This window comes from Candidatus Hydrothermales bacterium, from assembly GCA_039630235.1.
Lineage (GTDB): Bacteria > Hydrothermota > Hydrothermia > Hydrothermales > JAJRUZ01 > JBCNVI01.
Map to the genome: position 1 here is coordinate 1 of JBCNVI010000017.1, position 2,233 is coordinate 2,233.

Consider the following 2,233-nt stretch of genomic DNA (forward strand, 5'->3'; position numbering starts at 1 on the left):
CCTGCAGGAACGGCTTTTCTCATAGCTTTCGGTTCTCTTTTTGCTATATCCCGTCCACCCATCCTTAAAAATCTACCGATAGAGCAGGAAATAAGTTTAGTTTTAATTCCTTGAATCTGACCTTCCATTGTATTTTCATCAATCCATTTAGGTATCCATCCTTTCTCAAAAATAGCAGGAGTTGCAAGATATAGTTTGAAAAATCCCTCTGTTAGTTTTATATCTATTTTCTCTAAATTCTCTAAAGGATTATTTTTCAATTCTTCAAAATAAGCAGTTTTACCCTCTCCACCCAGTTGAAGTATACCGCTTTTAGGTAAATCTGCATTTAAAACTTTAACATAGATACTGACACCTCTGTTTAATCTGACCATGGTTGCTCTATAAAGATAGCCTTCTTTAGAGGTAAGGGTTACTCTTTCTCTTGCTATACCAATCTTCGGCTCTAAACTATAAAGTTCATTTTTTGGTAGGAAAAAACTTTTTTCTCTGCCTTCAAGATAGCTTTTCAATAAAAGCTCATCTATAAATCCATTAAAATTTTCTACTTTTTCTTTCCCACTAAAAAGCAATAAATCATCAAGTTTATAATCTGAGATAAAAATTTTTGGTTTATTAATATTTTTTAAATAATAAACTAATTTCTCATTAAATCTTACGAGATCAAATGGCGTAGGGGAAAATATGGTCTCATCTTTACCAATAAATGGTCCTATGATTTTCATGCTACCTTTTTCATAGGGAGAACCAATATCGGGATAGCCTTTTTCCTTAAAACTTTTTAAATCTCCCCTTTGAAACAGAAGAAATGTTCTTAAAGCTCCATATATAGTTGATGGATGGGGAGGAAAAGTACTTTCTGCCCAAGTTTCAGATCCCATTGAAAAGGGTCTTCCTGTTCGAAAAAATAAAGTATCATTTGGCGTTATTTTTACCCACATTCTAATCCTCCGCTTTTAAAATAAATATCAAAATATTGCAAAAATTCACAAAATTATCTATATTTCCACCTGTGTCCCAAAATAGGTTTTTCATCTTTTCATAAGTATGATTTAAAAATCTATCTCTTTCATCCCTTTTAATTTTCATTCCCTTTGGTGAATTATAAGATCTTTCAAGAAGTCTTAAAAGTTCTACATTAAAGATTGCACTTAAAGAAATATAGTTTCCATTTTCTTCCTTTAAATGAACAAAGTTTCTTGCGATTTTTTGGATAAAGCTTTTTGCTATGTATCCATAACGGTTTTCTTCATCAAAAGCAAGAAGTAATTCTTTTAAAATTTCCATAATATCTCTCTTTTCACAATCTCTATCCTCATAGTGCCATTTTGCCATAGCTATTCTTTCTTCTCCTGATCTTTTCATAAGACAAATAGCAAAACCATTTTTATCTTTTTCTTTGGCTTTCTTTTCCATCTCAAAAACTTTTTTTATTACGATTTGTAGTGGTGTCTTATAATGAGCTATTACCACTCCCATAGAGGCAGTAGCCTTTGTGCCCATGGTTAAGAGATATCTTCCATCTTTTTCAACAAAGCCAGTTGGCTCGCTATGATCAACCTTGATCTTACCATTTTCTATCTTTATATGTCCTGAAAAAGACCATCTTAGTTTGTGCATAACATCAAAAAGATCTCTTAAATTGACAAAAGCAAGAACATCATCTCCACCTGCATAAACAATTTTTCCAAGATGTTCTTCTTCTACAATTTTTTTAACAAACTCCAAAGCATAGTTTCTCAAAGCAGTTGATATACAGGCATGGATAGCTGGGGTTAAAGGTTTTCTATCAAAGATTTCTTTGAGTTCCTTTTTAAAGTCATCGCTTAATTTTGAATTCCAAACTTCAGAATTATACGAATTTTGAATTTCTGGAAGAAGCTCACCCGAAAGCCATTTTCCCATATTGTCACCATCAAGATGGATAATAGCATAGTAGGATTTCGGTTTTCCTACTTTTTTATAGATTTTTTTCAAAGCCTCTTTTAACTCTTTAAGCTTATTTGGTTCAATAGAAATACCATATTCATCTTTAATATATCTTTCGCTTAGATTTTCTTTATAAAACCAAGAACTTTCAATTTTTTCCAAGTCTTTAAAAAGCTCTTTTATCTTTTTTTCATAATCCTCATATTCATTCTTAGCCAAAGCTAATACTCTTTCTTTGAAATCTAAACAGGCTATCTCTGCAGTTGATGGAAATGATATATTTTCAAATACTGATGAGACTTTG

Annotated in this window: 2 protein-coding genes; both read right to left on the reverse strand. The window is 31.4% G+C overall.

Annotated elements, in window-relative coordinates; translation table 11 throughout:
- The coding region (cmr3, locus tag ABDH49_09005; protein ID MEN3047089.1) for a type III-B CRISPR module-associated protein Cmr3 at positions 1 to 941 on the reverse strand (941 nt) is incomplete at its 3' end.
- A 1-nt stretch (position 942) separates the two neighbouring features.
- Positions 943 to 2,233: type III-B CRISPR-associated protein Cas10/Cmr2 (gene cas10, locus ABDH49_09010; GenBank protein ID MEN3047090.1), on the reverse strand; the 1,291-nt coding region annotated here is incomplete at its 5' end.